Origin of the sequence: Collinsella aerofaciens (genome assembly GCF_039758965.1) — a bacterium.
GTDB lineage: Bacteria > Actinomycetota > Coriobacteriia > Coriobacteriales > Coriobacteriaceae > Collinsella > Collinsella aerofaciens_BR.
The window spans coordinates 26,272-41,741 of record NZ_JBDMSL010000022.1 but is presented as its reverse complement, the minus strand read 5'-3'; the positions used below and the strand labels follow the sequence as shown (position 1 = coordinate 41,741).

Annotated in this window: 14 protein-coding genes; all 14 read right to left on the bottom strand. The window is 59.0% G+C overall.

Features of this window, described 5'->3' with window-relative positions; all coding sequences use genetic code 11:
• Positions 1 to 246 precede the first annotated feature (246 nt).
• The 14 genes from ABHU32_RS08075 to ABHU32_RS08010 all read right to left on the bottom strand — a co-directional run bounded on the left by ABHU32_RS08075 (position 247) and on the right by ABHU32_RS08010 (position 15,454).
• Entirely contained in the window at positions 247 to 1,275 is a 1,029-nt protein-coding gene (locus tag ABHU32_RS08075) for an ABC transporter ATP-binding protein (RefSeq protein ID WP_022094888.1), read from the bottom strand.
• Entirely contained in the window at positions 1,275 to 2,366 is a 1,092-nt protein-coding gene (locus ABHU32_RS08070) for an ABC transporter ATP-binding protein (RefSeq protein WP_055310514.1), read from the bottom strand. Before ABHU32_RS08070 ends, ABHU32_RS08075 begins: the two co-directional genes overlap by 1 nt.
• A gap of 2 nt (positions 2,367 to 2,368) precedes the next feature.
• Positions 2,369 to 3,304 carry an ABC transporter permease gene (locus tag ABHU32_RS08065; RefSeq protein ID WP_346979582.1) on the bottom strand — a complete coding sequence of 312 codons (936 nt, stop codon included), beginning with the start codon at positions 3,302 to 3,304 and terminating at the stop codon, positions 2,369 to 2,371.
• Between the two features lie 14 nt (positions 3,305 to 3,318).
• The gene (locus tag ABHU32_RS08060; RefSeq protein WP_195520694.1) at positions 3,319 to 4,356 is read right to left on the bottom strand and encodes an ABC transporter permease; all 1,038 of its coding nucleotides are present in this window, start codon (positions 4,354 to 4,356) and stop codon (positions 3,319 to 3,321) included.
• Positions 4,357 to 4,512: 156 nt separating this feature from the next.
• On the bottom strand, positions 4,513 to 6,189 hold the full coding sequence (locus tag ABHU32_RS08055; protein ID WP_229077154.1) for a peptide ABC transporter substrate-binding protein: 1,677 nt from the start codon (positions 6,187 to 6,189) through the stop codon (positions 4,513 to 4,515).
• Positions 6,190 to 6,482: 293 nt separating this feature from the next.
• Positions 6,483 to 6,737 (bottom strand): preprotein translocase subunit SecG, encoded by a 255-nt coding sequence (gene secG, locus ABHU32_RS08050; protein WP_006236144.1) that lies wholly within the window; start codon positions 6,735 to 6,737, stop codon positions 6,483 to 6,485.
• A 167-nt stretch (positions 6,738 to 6,904) separates the two neighbouring features.
• Positions 6,905 to 8,458 (bottom strand): 2,3-bisphosphoglycerate-independent phosphoglycerate mutase, encoded by a 1,554-nt coding sequence (gene gpmI / locus ABHU32_RS08045; protein ID WP_006236146.1) that lies wholly within the window; start codon positions 8,456 to 8,458, stop codon positions 6,905 to 6,907.
• Between the two features lie 5 nt (positions 8,459 to 8,463).
• Positions 8,464 to 9,231: a triose-phosphate isomerase gene (gene tpiA, locus ABHU32_RS08040; protein ID WP_089572945.1), complete on the bottom strand. Its 768-nt coding sequence runs from the start codon at positions 9,229 to 9,231 to the stop codon at positions 8,464 to 8,466.
• Entirely contained in the window at positions 9,224 to 10,414 is a 1,191-nt protein-coding gene (locus ABHU32_RS08035) for a phosphoglycerate kinase (RefSeq protein ID WP_346979581.1), read from the bottom strand. The genes tpiA and ABHU32_RS08035 overlap by 8 nt, the downstream gene beginning before the upstream one ends.
• Positions 10,415 to 10,554: 140 nt before the next feature.
• Positions 10,555 to 11,580 carry a type I glyceraldehyde-3-phosphate dehydrogenase gene (gene gap, locus ABHU32_RS08030; protein WP_055286941.1) on the bottom strand — a complete coding sequence of 342 codons (1,026 nt, stop codon included), beginning with the start codon at positions 11,578 to 11,580 and terminating at the stop codon, positions 10,555 to 10,557.
• Positions 11,581 to 11,773: 193 nt separating this feature from the next.
• Positions 11,774 to 12,703, bottom strand: coding sequence for a DNA-binding protein WhiA (whiA, locus tag ABHU32_RS08025; protein ID WP_195544121.1), 930 nt, complete (start codon positions 12,701 to 12,703; stop codon positions 11,774 to 11,776).
• Between the two features lie 6 nt (positions 12,704 to 12,709).
• Positions 12,710 to 13,630 carry an RNase adapter RapZ gene (gene rapZ / locus ABHU32_RS08020; RefSeq protein ID WP_022094878.1) on the bottom strand — a complete coding sequence of 307 codons (921 nt, stop codon included), beginning with the start codon at positions 13,628 to 13,630 and terminating at the stop codon, positions 12,710 to 12,712.
• A gap of 101 nt (positions 13,631 to 13,731) precedes the next feature.
• The gene (locus ABHU32_RS08015; RefSeq protein WP_022094877.1) at positions 13,732 to 14,418 is read right to left on the bottom strand and encodes an N-acetylmannosamine-6-phosphate 2-epimerase; all 687 of its coding nucleotides are present in this window, start codon (positions 14,416 to 14,418) and stop codon (positions 13,732 to 13,734) included.
• Between the two features lie 70 nt (positions 14,419 to 14,488).
• Positions 14,489 to 15,454 (bottom strand): ROK family protein, encoded by a 966-nt coding sequence (locus ABHU32_RS08010; RefSeq protein WP_270226818.1) that lies wholly within the window; start codon positions 15,452 to 15,454, stop codon positions 14,489 to 14,491.
• Positions 15,455 to 15,470: the final 16 nt, after the last annotated feature.

Here is a 15,470-nt window from a genome sequence, read left to right as displayed (position 1 = left end):
GGCCAAAGGGAGCTCAAGCCCATAAGGAGGGCCTACGAGGCATGGGTCGAGGCCGGACTTCCGCTCGATTGGGACAGGCAGGCCTTCGAGGCCGAGCGCAAAATGGATTCTAAAAAACACCTTGCCAAATAGGAGCGTCAGGACGCAAGAAACCCCCGCCGCACGAAGTGCGCAGCGGGGGTTTCTTGCATGTCCGAGGACGTTCTGAAAAGTAACTTCAGGACGGGCCCGGACGATAACAACCGGCTACAAGTCGATGTGCGATTCCTTGATCGGGAACGGCTCCGCGAAGTGGCACGCGCAGCAGTGACCCGGTGCGACTTCCTTAAACTCGGGAAGCTTCTCAGAGCAAATACCCTGCGCGATCGGGCAGCGCGTGTGGAAACGGCAGCCGGTCGGCGGATCCAGCGGCGACGGCGGATCGCCAGCGAGGATGATGCGCTTGCGGGTCTTCTGGATATCAGGATCGGGAACCGGCACGGCAGACAGCAGCGACTGCGTGTACGGATGGTGAGGCTCGCTGTAGAGCGTCTTCCAGTCCGAAACCTCAACCATCTTACCCAGATACATAACGGCAACGCGATCGGAAATGTGCTGCACGACGGACAGGTCGTGAGCGATAAACAGATACGCGGTACCGAACTTGTCCTGCAGTTCCTTGAGCAGGTTCAGAACCTGGGCCTGAATGGACACATCCAGAGCAGAAACTGGCTCGTCGCAGATAATCAGCTTGGGCTTCAGCGCAAAAGCGCGGGCAATACCGACACGCTGACGCTGACCGCCGGAGAACTCATGAGGATAGCGGTTGATGTGCTCGGGGTTCAGTCCGACAACGTCGAGAAGCTCGCGGACGCGCTCAATGCGCTCCTCCTTGGTGCCCACGCCATGAATGGTCATGGGCTCGGAGACGATCTCACCGATGGTCATACGAGGGTTGAGCGAAGCATAGGGGTCCTGGAAGATGAACTGCATCTCGCGACGCATGTCCTTGATCTCATGTTTGCTCATCTCGGCAACATCTTTACCCTGGAAGAACACCTTACCGGCGGTCGGCTTGGTCAGGCGCATGATAGTACGGCCCGTGGTGGACTTACCGCAACCAGACTCGCCAACCAGACCGAAGGTCTCGCCAGGATAAATCTCAAAAGAGATGTCATTTACAGCAGAGACGACACGCTTGGAGAAGCGCTTGGCGAACATGCCGGACTCAGCGGGGAACTCCTTAGAGAGGTGCTCGACCTTCAGCAGCGGAGTACGCTCGTTGGTATCTGCCATTACGCCTCGCCTCCCTTCTTGGAATCCTTGCGCGTACGGGACGTCACAGGAGCGTTCTTGAGGAACTCGGGGTCGCCAGCGTAGTGGCACGCAGAATAGTGACCAGACTCGGTAACAAAACGCTCGGGGCGCTGCTTGCGGCACTTATCCGTCGCATAGGGGCAGCGAGGAGAGAACACGCAGCCCTCGGGCAGGTTCATGAGCGAAGGCGGGTTGCCATGAATCGGCGTAAGCGGCTTCTTCTCATCGATGGCCTGCTCCGGGATGGAGCGGATAAGGCCCCAGGTGTAGGGGTGGCGGCTCTCGTAGAAGATTTCCTCAGCAGTACCGAACTCGACGGGACGGCCGGCGTACATAACCATGATCTTGTCGGCCATATCAGCGACAACGCCCAGGTCATGGGTGATCATGATGATGGCGTTGCCGTTCTTCTCCTGCATTTCCTGCATAAGCTCAATAATCTGAGCCTGAATGGTAACGTCCAGGGCAGTCGTGGGCTCGTCGGCAATCAAAATATCGGGATCGCAGGCAAGAGCCATGGCAATCATGACGCGCTGACGCATACCGCCAGAGAACTGGTGCGGATACTCATTGACGCGCTTCTCGGGCTCGGGAATACCAACGAGGTCCAAAAGCTCGGTGGCACGCTTGAGCGCCTCCTGCTTGGAGTAGCCGCGGTGCAGACGAAGACCCTCGCCCACCTGCTTGCCGATCTTATAGACCGGGTTCAAGGAGGTCATAGGATCCTGGAAGATCATCGCGATGTCGTTACCGCGAATGTGCTGCATCTCTTCCTCGGTCATCTCGAGGATAGAACGACCGCGATAGCGAACGTCGCCGCCCTCGATCTTTCCCGGAGGCATCGAGATAAGACCCATGATGGTCATGGCGGTCACGGACTTACCGGAGCCGGACTCACCAACGACGCCCAGGGTCTCGCCGCGATCGAGCGTGTAGGAGACACCGTCGACAGCGCGAACAACGCCATCCTCGGTGTGGAAATACATCTTAAGGTCATCGACCTCGAGCAGATGCTGGCCCTCGGGAACCGGCTGGTCCTTCAGGTCCACATAGTTCTTGTTCTTCTTCATCCTTATGCGTCCTTCATCTTGACGTCGAGGGCGTCGCGCAGACCGTCACCCAGCAGGGTGAAGGCGAGCACCGTCGAGAGAATTGCCAGACCGGGCATGATCATCATCCAGGGAGCAGTCAGAAGATACTGCTGACCGTCCTGAATCATGGAGCCCCACGAAGGCGTAGGCGGAATAACGCCCATGCCGAGGAAGGACAGAGCGGACTCGGTCAGAATGGCGCCACCAATGTTCATGGTCGCGTAGACCACAATGGAGGCGACGGAGTTCGGGAAGATGTGACGCACGACGATACGAGCATCAGATGCACCCATCGCGCGCGCAGCGTCAACATAATCGTTTTCCTTGACCGTCAAGATTGCAGAGCGGAAGACGCGCGCAATCGAAGGCCAGCCGAGAATGCCGATGGCAAAAAAGACGTTCTGAAGACCACGGCCGATAACGGCGATCATGGCGACAACGAAAAGCACGTACGGGAACGCCAAGAAGATATCCGCACAGCGCATGATGATCGTATCCCAGATGCCGCCGTAGAAACCGGCCAGGGCGCCCATGACCAGACCGATCAACGTGGAGATGGCAGTAGCCATAATGCCGACGGACAGCGAAACGCGTGCACCGTAGATAACACGCACGAGAATGTCACGACCGAGGGCATCGGTGCCAAACGGGTGCTCTGCACACGGAGCCATCAGCGACGTCTCGGCCATGGTGGTCGAGTCGGAAGCCGTTGGCGAACCGAGCCAGGGCTTAGCCCACAGATCTGCGGTCAGGGCAACCACAACGACGATGATGATCCAGCAGACACCGATAACGGCGAGCTTGTTCTTACGAAGACGCTTAAAAGCGTCGCCCCACAGCGTGCGGGACTTGGCGGGAGCAGATGCGGCCTTGGTGGCGGTAGCCTGCTCCTGAGACTGAGAATCAGTTTCCTGCATGAGACGTACCTCCCTTAGGCCTTATCCGACGGACCGCCAAGGCGGATGCGCGGGTCGAGGAATGCATAGCTAATGTCGACGAGCAGGTTGATCACCATGACGACGACGACGATGAGCGTAACGCCGCCCATAACGATGGGCCAGTCACGCATGCTAATGGCGCGATAGACCTCATAGCCGATACCGGGCCAGTTGAAGACCGTCTCGGTCAGGATGGCGCCCGAAAGCATGCCGCCAAAGTCGACACCAATATAGGTAACGACGGGGATGAGTGCATTCTTAAGCGCATGCTTGATGATGATCGCGCGATTGGAGAGACCCTTGGCTTTTGCCGTACGAATGTAATCCTGGTTCATGACGTCAAGCAGCTGCGAGCGCATAATGCGGGCAGCATAAGCGGTCGAAACCGAAGCCAACGTAATGGTCGGAAGCACATAGTGCATCCAATCCTGATACTGAGAGCTGGCACCGCCGGCACCCGAGATCGGCATGGAGAATGCACCGCCCGTGGCGTCCTTGAGAATGACGCCAAAGAACAGTTGCAGCAACATACCGAGCCAGAAGGCCGGGACGGCAACGAGGATCGACGTGGTGAGCGTTACCAAAATATCCCAGAAGGAATAACGCTTTACCGCCGAAATGATACCCGCACCGATACCCATGATTGCCTCGAGCACGATGGCGCACGCGGCAAGTTTGACCGTATACGGATACTTCTGGGCAAAGATTTCCGTAACCGGCAGCTTGCGCTGATACGAATTGCCCAGATCGCCATGAAGCAGGCCGTTCATGTAATACAAGTAACGGTCCACGAGCGACGTTTGAACGGGGTCGCCGTTCTCGTCAAGGATCGCGTTGCCGTCCTCGTCCGACTGGACCAGGTGATAGCGGACGCGAAGCTGAAGCTCCACCTCGGGGGACAGAGCCTTGTCTCCACCGATCAGCTTGATCGGATCTCCCGGCACGATATTCTGGAGGGCGAACAAAATCAGCGTAACGCCCAAAAACACCGGGATGAACTGAAGCACACGTTTAACGATGTACTTACCCATACCACTCCCCTATCTAGGGATTAACCTAAATGGGATGCCGATCGCCAGACCGGCATCCCAAAATTACCATCAGCCAGTTTACCCCAGGTTAGGGAGAACTGTATGTTTCCCATGAGGTCTACGTAAATACTTGACCCTCACGGAAGCTGCAAACTCTTAGGCGAGCTCAGCGGTACCCAGATCGGCGTGCTTCTGCGGATCGACATAGAGGTGCTTGATGCGATCGGAGCCGGCGATGGTGTGCGTGTAGAACATCACCGGGATGACCGGGCAGTCGGCAGCGACCATTGCATCGGCCTCCTGCATCTTAGCGACGCGCTCTTCGTCGTCAACCGTGGTACGGGCCTCGTCGACCTTGGCGTCGAACTCGGGGTTGTTGTAACCAGAGCGGTTGTCGCCACCGAGGGAGTCGGAGTGGAACAGCGGATACAGGAAGTTGTCCATGATCGGGTAGTCGGCAATCCAACCCAGACGACCGAACTGATAGTTAAAGTTCTGATACTGCTCGAGCAGGGCAGACCACTCGGGGGTATCGGAGACAGCGGTAACGCCGACCTTGGCGAGGTCGCCGATGATGGACTCCATGATCTCCTTGTGGCCACCGTCCTGGTTGTAGGACAGAGTCACGTTAATGCCACGATCGCCGTTAGCGCCAGCGGGAGCAACCTTGTCGAGGTACTCGTTAGCCTTGTCGACGTCGTAGGCGCAGAACTCCCATGCGCCCTCCTTGTAGCCATCGATGCCCGGAGGAACAATGCCGTCGGCAGGGGTACGGGTACCCTTGAAGATGGTCTTGCAGATGGCCTCACGGTTGATGGCCAGGGAGATACCCCTGCGCAGGTCGGCGTTGTTGAACGGCTCGGCCGTGTTGTTGCAGGTCAGGTAATAGGTGGAAGGCTCGGCGCCGAGCAGCATGCGCTCGCCGTCACCCATGGTGTAGCCGTCCTTGGACACGCCGCGATCCTTCTTGGCAGCGTCGATCTGAGCAACGGGAACGTCGCAGACATCGAGGTTACCGGCCTGGAACTCCTTGTAAGCGGTCTCCATGTCCTTGATGACCTGGAAGTGGATGCCATCGATCTTGGCCTTGTCGCCATAGTAATCGTCGAACTTCTTGAGGTTGATCTCCTGACCATCCTCCCACTTGCCGTCCATCATGAACGGGCCGTTACCGACCGGCGCAAGGTAGAAGCTCTTGACATCGGACTCGGCGCACTCGGGAACCGGGGCCAGAGCCGGGTGAGAGGCGACGAAGGGGAAGTCGGCGTAAGCGGAAGACAGCTTGACGACGAGGGTCTCATCGTCGGGGCAAGTAACACCGCTGAGCTCGGTAGCGTTACCGGCAAGCAGGTCGTCATAGCCCTCGACCATGGAAAGGTGATAGGAGACCTCGGAAGGGCCGTACTCGGTAGCGATGGCCGACTTGGTGTTGACCAGACGCTCCCAACCGAGCTTGAAGGACTTGGAGGTAACGTCGTCACCGTTGTGGAACTTGGCCTTCTTGATCTTGAAGGTAAACTCGGTGGCGTCGTCGTTGGCCTCAAAAGACTCGCAAGCCAGCGGAACGATCTCGCCCTTCTCGGCGTCATAAGAGGTCAGAGCGTCAAAGAGCTGGTACTCGACCTGAGTGCCCTGGTCCTCCTGGACATTGTAGGGGTCGATGCAGACCGGGTTGTTGATGTAGAAGTTCAGCGTCGAACCGGACTCAGAACCGGAAGCGTCGCCGCCCTTCTTGCCGCATGCGGCAAGAAAAGCCATGGAGCTCGCAGCGAGGGTGCCGCCAACAAAGGCGCGACGACCCATAACGGGCTGGTGGAACATAGAATCAGCCATGCCATCCTCCTTATGAGATAGGACAAAGAAATGTTCAGTCGGACATATGTCGAGACAATCCGATCCGAACCATCAAAACGCCGCCCGCTGCTATGGCTGGTTATGCACAACGGACCAACGTTTCGCAATACAGTAGCGCATTTTATGCACGATTTGGGGCTAATTCCGGTTAACGGTCGAGAATTTCTTTAGTTGGGCGAAGTATGTGGGGATATTTTGACTCTGTTACAAATATGTAAACAAAAAGGGTCCCGCACCTGCGAGACCCATTGCAAACGTATATACGCCGATGCTTAGTAGCCGACGATGCCCTGCGGGAAGAAGAACATGCACAGGACGACGCACACGGCAAAAACAACGGCCATAATTACCGTCAGGCGATCGAGGTTCTGCTCCATGACGCCCGTGGCAGAGCTGGAGTTATACAGCGAGCTAGCGATCATATCCGAAACGCCGGTGCCCTTACCGGAATGCATCAGGACGAGAATCGTCAGCGCCACGGCAGAGACAGCCCAAACGACAAACAGAAGAATCTGGAACGGACCCATAGATAAGCTCCTTAATAGAATAGTTCAAACTCCAGTACTGTACCACAATCCCCCGCTCTCCCCTACCTGCCACTCAAGGACGGGGTGGAAATGGCAGAAATACCAAAAAGGGGGTTGTCCGGTTGTGGACAACCCCCTTCTTACTAGAAAACGGTATTTGTTTTCTATTAGGCCTCGGTGGCGAGCACGCGGCCCGTCATCTCGGCGGAAGGCTCAATACCAGCCATGGTGAGCATGGTCGGAGCGATATCGGAAAGACGGCCGTCCTCGATACCGGTGAGCTGTGCCTTCTCATCAACAATGATGAACGGCACGCGGTTGGTGGTGTGAGCCGTAAACGGATGCTTGGAACCGTCGGAAGCAACGTCAAACATGTGATCGGCGTTACCGTGGTCGGCGGTAATCAGCGCAAAGCCGCCCTTGGCGAGAATCGCCGGGACAACCTTGGACAGGGCATCGTCAACAGCCTCGACAGCCTTAACGGCAGCGTCGAAGACACCGGTGTGACCAACCATGTCGCAGTTCGCGAAGTTCACGATGTAGAAATCAGCGCGATCCTCGTTGATGGCGGCGACGAGCTTCTCGGTAACCTCGGGAGCGCTCATCTCGGGCTGCAGATCGTAGGTAGCAACCTTGGGGGAAGCGACGAGCACGCGCTCCTCGCCCTCCTTGGGCTCCTCGATGCCACCGTTGAGGAAGAACGTCACGTGGGCGTACTTCTCGGTCTCGGCAGTGTGCAGCTGCTTCAGGCCATTGGCGGCGATAACGTCGGCCAGGACGTTCTCGGGGAACGTCTTGGGGAAGGCGACCTCGACGTCAAACGTCGGATCGTACTCGGTCATCGTCACAAAGTGCGAAAGCTTGATCTGCTCGCGCTCAAAGCCGTCGAACTCCTTGTCCGTGAACACGCGGGTCATCTGACGAGCGCGGTCGGGACGGAAGTTGAAGAAGATGGCCGCGTCGCCCTCGTGAATGCCCTCGTTGTGGGCAGCGAAGGGCTCGACGAACTCGTCGCCGCGCGGATCCTTCTCGTAGTAGGCCTTGATACCGGCAACGGGGTCGGTATCGGCATCGGACGCGTTGACCATGACGTCGTAGGCGCGCTGGATGCGCTCCCAACGATTATCGCGGTCCATGGCCCAATAACGGCCCGAGACGGTGGCAACGCGAGCGTCGCAACCGGTCTCCTCGGAGATCTTAGCCAGGAAGGCGCAGAACTCACTCATGTAACCGGCACCGGACTGCGGGTCAACGTCGCGACCATCCATGAAGGCGTGGACGCGAACGGTCTTGACACCGTGCTCGGCAGCCATCTTGACCAGAGCCTCGACGTGGTTCATGTGAGAATGAACACCGCCAGGGCTCATAAGGCCCATGAGGTGGAGAGTCTTACCGTCAGCCTTGACGTCGTCCATAGCCTTGACAAAAACCTCGTTCTTGGCGATGGAGCCGTCCTTGATGGCGTTGTTGATGCGCGAAAGCTCCTGGAACACGATGCGTCCGGCACCGATGTTGAGGTGACCCACCTCGGAGTTACCCATCTGGCCATCGGGAAGACCCACGTCCTCGCCCGAAGCGCCGAGCGTGGTGTGGGGGTACTTCTCGTACAGGCTATCAAGGAAGGGCGTCTTGGCAGCGGCGACGGCGTTCTCGCCATCGGCCGGAGCCAGGCCACAGCCGTCCATGATAATCAGGAGTGCAGGAAGATGACGCTGTGCCATATGTCCTACTCGCCTGCCTTGACGACCATAGAGGCGAAGTCGGCAGCCTTGAGCGAAGCGCCGCCCACGAGGGCGCCGTCAACGTCGGGCTTGGCGACGAGCTCGGCAATGTTGCCGGGCTTGGCGGAACCGCCGTAGAGAACGCGGATGCCGTCGGCGAGCTCCTCGCCGAACATCTCCTTGAGGGTCTCACGGATAGCGCCGCAGACCTCCTGAGCGTCCTCGGCGGTAGCGGTCTTGCCGGTGCCGATGGCCCAGATGGGCTCGTAGGCGACGACGACCTGCTTGGGGCAGGTGATCTCAAGGCCAGCAAGGCCAGCCTTGACCTGGTTCACGACGTGCTCGACATAGGTGCCAGCCTCGCGGACCTCAAGGGACTCGCCGCAGCAGAAGACGGGAACAAGACCGGCGGCAACGAGAGCCTTAGCCTTCTTGTTCTGGTCCTCGTCGGTCTCGTGGAAGTAGTCGCGACGCTCGGAGTGACCGATAATGCAGTAGGTGCAGCCAGCGGACTTGAGCATGTCGCAAGAAGACTCACCGGTGAAGGCACCCTTGGCCTCCCAGTACACGTTCTGTGCACCGAGGGCGATGGGGGCAGCCTGAATGCGGTCATGAACCGTGGTGATGTCGATGGTCGGAGGGCAGACGAGCACCTCGACGCCAGCCGGAACCTCGGGCAGAGCCTGAGCCAGCTCGTCGGCGAGCTTGGCGGCCTCGGCGACGTCGTTGTTCATCTTCCAGTTACCAGCGATAAGAAGGGTGCGATTAGGCATCGAGAAGCGCCTCCACTCCGGGCAGGGCCTTACCCTCGACGAGCTCCATGGAAGCGCCACCACCGGTGGAGATCCAGCTCATCTTGTCGGCCAGGTTGAACTTGTTGACAGCTGCGACAGAGTCACCACCGCCGATGATCGAGGTGCAGTCAGCCTCGGCGAGAGCCTCGGCGATAGCCTGGGTGCCGTGAGCAAAGTTGTCAAACTCGAAGACACCCATGGGGCCGTTCCAGAACACGGTCTTGGCGCCCTTGACAGCCTCGGCATAGAGCTCCTCGGTCTTGGGACCGATGTCCATACCCTCACGATCGTCGGGGATAGCGTCGGAAGCAACAACCTCGGGGACAGCGTCCTCGCCAAAGTGATCGGCAACACGGTTGTCGATGGGGAGCAGGATCTTGACACCCTTCTCCTCGGCCTTCTTGAGCATCTCGCCGGCGCGCTCGACCCAGTCCTCTTCCTTGAGGGACTGACCAACGGACAGGCCCTGAGCCAGGAAGAAGGTGTAGGCCATGCCGCCACCGATGATCAGGGTGTCAGCGGAGTCGATGAGGTGATCGAGAACGCCGATCTTGGAGGAAACCTTGGAACCGCCGACGATGGCGACGAAGGGGCGCTCGGGCTCGGCGAAGATGCCGGTCAGCGTGTCGACCTCCTTCTCGAGCAAGAAGCCGGCGACGGCAGGCAGGTAAGCGGCGGGGCCCACGACGGAACCCTGGGAGCGGTGAGCGGTGCCGAAGGCATCGAGAACGAAGACGTCACCATAGGAAGCGAGCTTCTTGGCGATCTCGGGATCGTTCTTCTTCTCACGCTTGTCAAAACGGACGTTCTCGAGAACGAGGACCTTACCCGGCTCGACGGCGGCGACAGCCTCAGCAGCCTTCTCGCCGTAGGTGTCAGCGACAAAGGCAACGTCGAGACCAGAGAGCTCAGCGAGCTTCTTGGCGACGGGCTCGAGGGACAGCTCGGGCTGGAAGCCGGTGCCCTCGGGACGGCCGAGATGGCTCATGAGGATGACGCGAGCGTTGTGCTCAACGAGGTAGTTGATGGTGGGCAGGGCAGCCTTGATACGGGTGGTGTCGCCAACGACGCCATCCTTGATAGGCACGTTAAAGTCAACGCGGACGAGAACGCGCTTTCCGTCGACATCGATGTCGCGGACGGTCTTCTTGGTAAAGGCCATGTTTGCTTCTACCTTTCGTACGTGTCTGCCTCCCATTACGGCAGACGATTTCTTATAAAAAGGGCGCGACCCTAGGGTGTAAGCCCTATAAGGCCGCGCCCTTCTTTAGACGCTCAACGAGCTATTCGCTAAAAGCTAAATTAAGCAACGAACTTCTCGAAGTACTTGATGGTGCGGACCATCTGAGAGGTGTAGGAGTTCTCGTTGTCGTACCAAGAGGTGACCTGAACGAGGGTCTGGCCGTTGCCGAGGTCAGAGCACATGGTCTGAGTGGCGTCGAAGATGGAGCCGTGGGTCTCGCCGACGATGTCGCGGGAGACGATCTGGTCCTCGTTGTAGGCGAAGGTCTCGGGGATGGTCTCGGCGTAGGCCTTCATGGCAGCGTTGACCTCGTCGACGGTGACCTTCTTGTCAACGACGGCGTAGAGGTTGGTCAGCGAGCCGGTCGGCGTCGGGACGCGCTGGGCGGCACCGATGAGCTTGCCGTTGAGCTCGGGGAGAACCAGGCCGATGGCCTTGGCAGCGCCCGTGGTGTTCGGGACGATGTTCTCGGAGCAGGCGCGGGAGCGACGGAAGTTGCCCTTGCGCTGCGGGCCGTCGAGCGGCATCTGGTCGCCGGTGAAGGCGTGGATGGTGGTCATGATGCCGGACACGATGGGAGCGAAGTCGTTCAGACCCTTGGCCATCGGGGCGAGGCAGTTGGTGGTGCAGGAAGCAGCGGAGATGATGTTGTCCTCAGCGGTCAGCGTCTCATGGTTGACGTTGTACACGATGGTGGGCAGATCGCTGCCGGCCGGAGCGGAGATGACGACCTTCTTGGCGCCAGCGTTGATGTGGGCCTGAGCCTTAGCCTTGCTGGTGTAAAAGCCGGTGCACTCGAGAACGACGTCGACGTCAAGGTCGCCCCAAGGCAGGTTGTTAGCGTCGGCCTCCTTGTAGATCTTGATCTCCTTGCCGTCAACGGTGATGGAATCCTCGCCAGCAACGACCTCGTGATCGCGAGCGTAGTTGCCCTGCGTGGAGTCGTACTTCAGCAGGTAAGCGAGCATATCGGGAGAGGTGAGGTCGTTGATAGCGACAATCTCGGAGCCCTCATGACCGAACATCTGACGGAAAGCCAGACGACCGATGCGACCGAAGCCGTTAATAGCAACCTTTACTGCCATTGTGTCTCCTTTCGTAAGGCCCCCGCGAGCTACAGCGCCCGCCGTTGAGGCCCACAAACTAACCACTCGCCTAATATACCTTTTTTTTGACTTGAATTTCACGAGAATGCTCGAAATTGAAAATCAAATTTACGTTAAAACGTTTTAAATACTAAAATAGCAGCTAAATCCATATATAAGTCGTTACTTCAAACTACCTGTTTGCTTCAATGAGCTTTTCAAGCCGTAAAACACGATGGTAGAGGGCTGACTTCGACAAGGGAGGGTCAGCCATCTCCCCCAAATCACGCAGTGACAGATCGGGATAGCGCTCGCGCAGGTCGCAAAAGACTGCCAAGGCGTCCGGAAGCGTGTCGCGAAGGCCACGCTGCTCGAGCTCATCGATAAGCGCAAGCTGATGTTGGGCAGCACCGGCGCTTCTGGTCTGGTTGGCGAGCTCGGCATTCACGCGACGGTTCACATCGTTCTTAACCAACTTGACCGCGCGCGCCTCCTCAATCTCGGCAACGCTGCGCTTGGCACCGATCAGCTTTAATAGATGCTCGATTTCCTCGGCGCTCTTAATGTACACGGCATATGACCCCCGCCGTGCATTAACACGAGCATGGACCCCAATCTGCTCCAACAGATCGCAAAGTCCCTTGGCATATTGCTCGCCCTGCACAGCGATCTCCAAATGAAAATCGCCGCGTGGATCGGCCACGAAGCCGCCCGCGATGAGCGCGCCGCGGATATAGGCAAGTCTACAGCAAGGACGGGCAACGATATGTCGGGGTACGCCGGCGACAAGTCCTCCCCTACGGTCGAGGATACCCAGCAGAACCAAGGCCTTATCCAGGTCTGGCTGATCAGGCAAGGTGATGAGGTAGTTTCGAACCTTATGCAAGACAGATTTGCGGACGGTGAACTCCGTTTTGAGCTTAAGGATACGATGCGTCAGCGTGATCATCGTGCGCGCGACGGCTCCCGTCTCAGTCGCAACCGTCAAACGATACCGCCCAGAGCCGGCAAGCGAGAGCGTACCGCTCACGCGCGTGAGGGCGGCAAGCGTCGACAAGTCGCAGTATTCACATTCGGGTTCGCAGCGCGCAAGCTCGTCGCGCACCTCAGCGGTAAACGACATGCAGGCCTATGCCTTCGTGTTGGCGCGCGACAGGTCGCGGTGGGAGATGCTCACATGATACTGAGCGCCTTCCAGGTAACGGGCCGTGGCCTCGGCAATGGCAACGCTGCGGTGCTGGCCGCCCGTGCAGCCGATGGCGATAGAAAGCTGCGGCTTGCCCTCCGCGATATAGCCCGGCATCACCGTATCGAGCAGCTGCGTCCAAGCCTTCCAAAACTCCTGCGTCTTGGGATGGTCCAGAACAAAATCGGAGACCTTTTTATCGAGACCAGTCATCGTGCGCATCTCGGGATCGTAGAACGGATTGGGCAGGAAACGAACGTCGATCATAATGTCCGCCTCGACGGGCATGCCGTGCTTAAAGCCAAACGAGAACACGTGAACGTCCATGAGTTGCTGGTCGGACAGCTCGGAAAATGCCATACGTAGCTTGTTGCGCAGCGCAGAGGTGCGCAGACGGCTCGTGTCGATAATCATATCGGCTCGGTCGCGCACGCCCTGCAGCTGAAGGCGCTCGCGCTGAATGGCATCGGCCGTAGTCTCCCCCGGCTTGGCAATAGGATGACGGCGGCGATTTTCGCTGTAGCGACGAATCAGTACCTCGTCAGAAGCCTCCAGGAACACGATGTCGCAGCTCATCTCGCGCTCTTCGAGCGCGGCGACCGCATCGAGCAGCTCGTCAAACAGTCCCTGGCTACGCAAATCGCAGGTGACGGCGAGATGCCTGCCCACGCCCGTATTGATGCCGACGAGCTCGGCAAGCTGGGCGATGAGACGCGGAGGCAGGTTATCGATGCAAAAATAGCCCATGTCCTCGAACACGTGCATGGCCTGTGTGCGGCCCGATCCGGACATTCCGGTGATGATGACGATATCGGGGATGCGCTCCGAGCGCTCCGCCGCATCCATGGCATCTCCCTTTTGCATGTGCTGCCTCCCAAAAACAAGCGCGGGACCCAGCAACCCGGATCCCGCGCGGTCAATTGCCTATATTGAGTATACCGCCCCGAGCGAATACGAGGCCTGTCTTACGCCTCAAGCGCAGCCTTGAACCAACTCGTAATACTCGTGGGGTGCGTGATGGCGGTACCGACGACAACGGCCCAGGCGCCAGCATCGATCGCGGCGCGAGCCTCCTCGGGCGTGTGCACGCGGCCCTCGCAGATGATGGGAAGACCGGGGAATTCCTCGGTCGCCTGACGCAGGAGCGGCAGATCGGGACCGTCGGCCATGGTGCAATCGATAGCGGCAACACCATGAGACAGCGTGGTGGACACCAAGTCGAAGCCCATGTCGACAGCACGACGAATATCCTCGATGGTGGCACAGTCGGCCATCAGGAGCACGCCCTCCTCGTGCAGCGGACGGAAAGTATCCTCGACGGTCTTGCCATCGGGACGCGGACGATCGGTGGCGTCGATCGCCACGATATCGGCACCCGCAGCAACGCAGGCGCGAGCGTGGCGCAGCGTCGGCGTGATGTAAACGCCCTCGTGCCCATCCTTCCACAGGCCGATGACGGGAACCTCACAGCGACCCTTAATGGCGGCAATGTCGGCAAGGCCCTGGCAGCGAATGGCGGCGGCGCCGCCGAGCTCGCAAGCGCGAGACATTTGAGCCATGGTCTCGGGCGTACGAAGCGGCTCGCCCATATACGCCTGAACGCTCACGACGAGCTTGCCCTTCAGGGATTGAATCAAAGGATCGACGGTCATAAGGCTGCAACCTTTCTCAGAACAGCCTCCCGAGGCGTGTTGTCTCGGGAGGCTCCTACAGAAGATACGTTTACTTCAACGAGGCAAGAAGATGCTCAGCGGCACCGATGAGCGGAGCATCGCCCTCCAGAGAACCGATGAGGATCGGCGTGTCCTGAAGCGGATCGAGCGCCTGGCTGGCATAGCCCTCGTGTACCGAATCCTTCCACGTCTGTGAACGCCAATCGGGACCTTGGTGAATCACGCCACCCGAAAGCACGATGACCTCAGGGTCCAGGATGTTAGCGAGCGAGCCCAAGCTGGCACCCAGCGCAAAGCCGGCGTCATGGATGACCTCGGTCGCCTTTGCGTCGCCCGCACGGCACAGGTCGTTCACATCGCGACCGACCGAAGGACGGCTGGGGTCGACGCGACCAAAGCGCTCATCGTACATTCGACCAATGGAAGTGCCCGAAGCAACCGACTCCAGATGGCCGGAACGCCCGCAGGCGCAGGGAATGCCGGCGGCAGCCGAGCACTCGATGTGGCCCATATGGCCGGCAGCACCATGGAAGCCTTGCATCACGCGGCCGTTCTCGACATATGCGCCGCCGATGCCCGTACCGATGCCAAGACACAAGACGGAGAACTTGCCCTTGCCGACGCCCCAGTGGGCCTCGCCCAGAGCATGAGCCTGCACGTCGCCTACAACGGCAACGGGAAGACCGAGGTCCTCGCGCAGACGCGGCCCCAACTGGACGCCGGACCAGCCGGGCATGATCTCGTTGGCATACGCGATGGCGCCCGTCTTGGGATCGACAACGCCGGCGGCACCGATACCGACGCCAAGGACCTCGACATCGGGATTCGCCTCGAGAGCAGCCTTGATGGACGCCTCGATACGCTGGAAGACGGCCTCGCCGCCCTCTTGGGCCTCGGTGGGAACCTCGGCCTCAAAAACGGGATGAGGCACGCTACCGTCAGCCGGGTACTCCATAATGGCAGTCGCAATCTTGGTGCCGCCGATATCAACGGAGCAAATGTACTTGTTCTCCATGTCGCTCTCCTTAGGA